Below are 3,270 nucleotides of genomic sequence, written 5' to 3'. Positions count from 1 at the left end.
CGAGGCGCGCGAGGTGTTCGCCTCGACCGACGAGGACACCTGGCACGAGTGGCGCAAGAACCTGAAGCGCTGGCGCTACACGCTCGAACTCGCGGGGGAGGCGCCCCGGGAGCTGCTGGACGTGCTGCAGGAGCTGGGGAGGGCGCAGGACGCGACGGTGATCCGCGCGGCCCTCGCGGACGAGGCGTTGCTGCCCGCGCACCGCGACGCGCTGCTGCGGCGCGAGGAGATCGCGGAGGCGGGGAGCCGCGAGCGGGCGCGCGCCGCGTGGGAGGCGCTGGAGCGCCGGATGGAGCAGGAGGAGGTGAAGTAGCGAGGGAGCCCGCGCCGGATGCGCGGGCTCCCTTTCTGGCGGGCCGTCTCAGGTGCCGGGCGTGCTGCCGGGCAGGTAGGCCACGCGGACGGACATGTACGCGACGCAGACGAGGAAGAGCGTCAGGAGCGGCATGAAGCGCAGGCCCCGGTCGCGCGGGAGGGCGCGGCCCGCGACGAGGACTTCCATGATGTAGAGGCTGAGGATCGCGAAGCCCGCGTACATGAGGTGCTCCCAGTGCCGCGAGGGGTCGGGCGGGAAGCCGACGGCGGTGACGTTGCCGCCGGGCGTGGCGGGCACGGCGCTCGGCACCTTCTGTCCCGTGAGGCCGAGGATCAGGCCGCTGAGGGTGTTGAGCGCGAACGCGGCCCAGGTGACGCGCAGCAGCACGACGTACCAGCTGGGCACGGCGGGCCGCGCGAGCATGGGGAGGCTCAGGAGGAAGAGCAGGGCGGTGAGGAGCACGAGGTGGTGGCCCACGATGGGGATGGGCAGGGCGAAGCGGTGGAGGGCGACGAGGAGGTCCATAGCAGGAGCCTACCAGCCCTTCACGGGGGCGCGCCGTGACCCGTGAGACCCGTGAGGACGCGCGCGCGTCGACGGCGGCTGCGCCGCGTTCTGCCCGGGGACGAGCCCATGAGAGCTATCTGCTGAGAACATAATTTTCTTGACCCGTTCTGCCCATCCTGATAGAATGAGGAGCGCTTCCGGGCGCGGTTTTCGCGCCCGACACGCCAGACCGGCAGAGCCACAAGACAGACGCGTCGTCGGCAGGACCGACCCCGCGCGCCAGAACCCGAAGGTCGCCCCCGCGGCGTCCACAGGGGCCTCCGGCGCGGACGCACCCAGGGAGGGCCATGACCCAGCACGAATACAACGCCTCAAGCATCACCGTCCTCAAGGGCCTCGAGGCGGTCCGCAAACGCCCCGGCATGTACGTCCAGGGCGGCACCGGCGTCGACGGCTACCACCAGCTCCTCACGGAGATCATCGACAACGCCATCGACGAGGGCCTCGCGGGCTTCGCGACCGAGGTCACCGTCACGTTCCACGAGGACGGCGCCGCCACCGTCACCGACAACGGACGCGGCATCCCCGTGGACGTCATGAAGAGCGAGGGCAGGAGCGCCATCGAGGTCATCTTCACCGAGCTCCACGCGGGCGGCAAGTTCGGCCAGGGCGCCTACAAGGTCTCGGGCGGTCTGCACGGCGTGGGCTCCAGCGTCGTGAACGCGCTCTCCAGCTACCTCGACGTCACCGTCAACAAGGACGGCAAGCTCCACAACATCCGCTTCGAGGGCGGCCCCGTCACGAAGCCCCTGCACGTCCTCGGCGCCACCCCCGCCGACGTGGACTGGGCCACCAAGGTCACCTTCAAGCCCGACGCGGCCGTCTTCCACGAGTTCGAGAACCGCTTCGACTACGACCGCATCCGCCGCCGACTGCGCGAACTCTCCTACCTCACGGGCCTGCGGATCGTCCTCACCGACGAACGCAAGGACCTGCACGGCGGCGAGGTCAAGAAGGAAGTCTTCCACGAGGTCGGCGGCATCGCCACCTTCGCGCGGCACCTCGTCCTCGACGACGGCAAGCTCCTCTACGACCAGCCCATCGTCATGAAGGGCACCGCCAGCGACGTCGAGGTGGAGGTCGCGTTCATCCACTCCAGCGCGTACGCCAGCACCATCCTGTGCTACGCGAACATGATCACCAACCGCGACGGCGGCACCCAGCTCACGGGCTTCAAGACCGCGTACACCCGCGTCCTGAACAAGTACGCCCGCGACAAGAACCTCATCAAGAGCGGCAACCCCGTCCCGAGCGGCGACGACCTCCTCGAGGGCATCCACTGCGTCATCAGCGTCAAGCTCGGCGACCCGCAGTTCGAGTCGCAGGCGAAGGTGAAGCTCCTCAACAGCGAGGCGCAGACCGCCGTGAACGCCATCGTCGGCGAGAAGTTCGCGGAGTTCCTCGAGGAGAACCCCCGCGTCGGCAAGATCATCGTGGAGAAGGCCGCCGAGGCCGCCCGCGCCCGCGAGGCCGCCCGCAAGGCCCGCGAGCTCGTGCGCCGCAGCAACCCCCTCGACAACGACGACCTGCCCGGGAAGCTCGCCGACTGCTCCAGCCAGGACCCCACCGAGTCCGAGCTCTTCATCGTGGAGGGCAACTCGGCGGGCGGCTCCGCCAAGAGCGGACGCGAGCGGCGCTTCCAGGCGATCCTGCCGCTGCGCGGCAAGATCCTCAACGTGGAGAAGGTCGAGCTCAACAAGATCCTCAAGAACGCCGAGATCCGCGCCATGATCGGCGCGATCGGCGCGGGCGTCGAGGGCACCGGCGACAAGATGCACTTCGACCTCAGCCAGCTGCGCTACCACAAGATCGTCATCATGACGGACGCCGACGTGGACGGCAGCCACATCGCCACGCTGCTGCTGACCTTCTTCTTCCGCTACATGCGCCCCCTCATCGAGCAGGGCTACGTGTACATCGCGGAGCCGCCCCTCTACAAGCTCTCCTGGGGCCGCGGCAAGGGCAACGAGGTGTACCTCTACACCAACGAGGAACTCCGCGAGCGCACCCAGAAGCTCACGAAGGAAGGCAAGAAGTTCGAGATCCAGCGCTACAAGGGTCTCGGCGAGATGAACGCCGAGCAGCTCTGGGAGACCACCATGAACCCCGAGACCCGCTCCCTCAAGCTGGTCACCATCGAGGACCTCATGGCCGCCGGCGAGGCCTTCGAGGCCCTCATGGGCACCGAGGTCACCCCGCGCAAGCAGTTCATCCAGGAGAACGCGCGCTTCGCCGAGATCAGCGTGTAGGACCGCTGCGCAGAACCTCGGCGAAGGCCGGGGTTCTGCCGAGCGGAGCGAGTCAGCGTCTTACGACGCAGGGTTCTGGGCAGCGGTCCCTACCGCCCGGCACGAAGGAAGGCGGCGCCCCATCGGGGCGCCGCCTTC

General features: G+C 68.8%; 3 protein-coding genes. 2 read left to right on the top strand and 1 reads right to left on the bottom strand.

Annotated elements, in window-relative coordinates:
- The coding region (locus DEIPI_RS0111555) for a CHAD domain-containing protein (protein ID WP_157463618.1) at nt 1-313 on the top strand (313 nt) is incomplete at its 5' end.
- 48 nt (nt 314-361) lie between these two features.
- On the opposite strand, the gene DEIPI_RS0111550 is transcribed toward DEIPI_RS0111555, so the two are convergent.
- A complete protein-coding gene (locus DEIPI_RS0111550; protein ID WP_027481877.1) occupies nt 362-841 on the bottom strand; it encodes a hypothetical protein in 480 nt (159 codons plus the stop codon).
- A gap of 329 nt (nt 842-1,170) precedes the next feature.
- Here DEIPI_RS0111550 and DEIPI_RS0111545 point away from each other — a divergent pair, with 329 nt between their 5' ends.
- Complete coding sequence (locus DEIPI_RS0111545; RefSeq protein ID WP_027481876.1) at nt 1,171-3,132, top strand: DNA topoisomerase subunit B; 1,962 nt, start codon at nt 1,171-1,173, stop codon at nt 3,130-3,132.
- The last annotated feature ends 138 nt before the right edge of the window (nt 3,133-3,270 follow it).

This window comes from Deinococcus pimensis DSM 21231 (assembly GCF_000519345.1).
GTDB lineage: Bacteria > Deinococcota > Deinococci > Deinococcales > Deinococcaceae > Deinococcus_A > Deinococcus_A pimensis.
The sequence above is the reverse complement of the archived record's forward strand: the minus strand, read 5'-3'. Positions and strand labels throughout refer to the sequence as shown.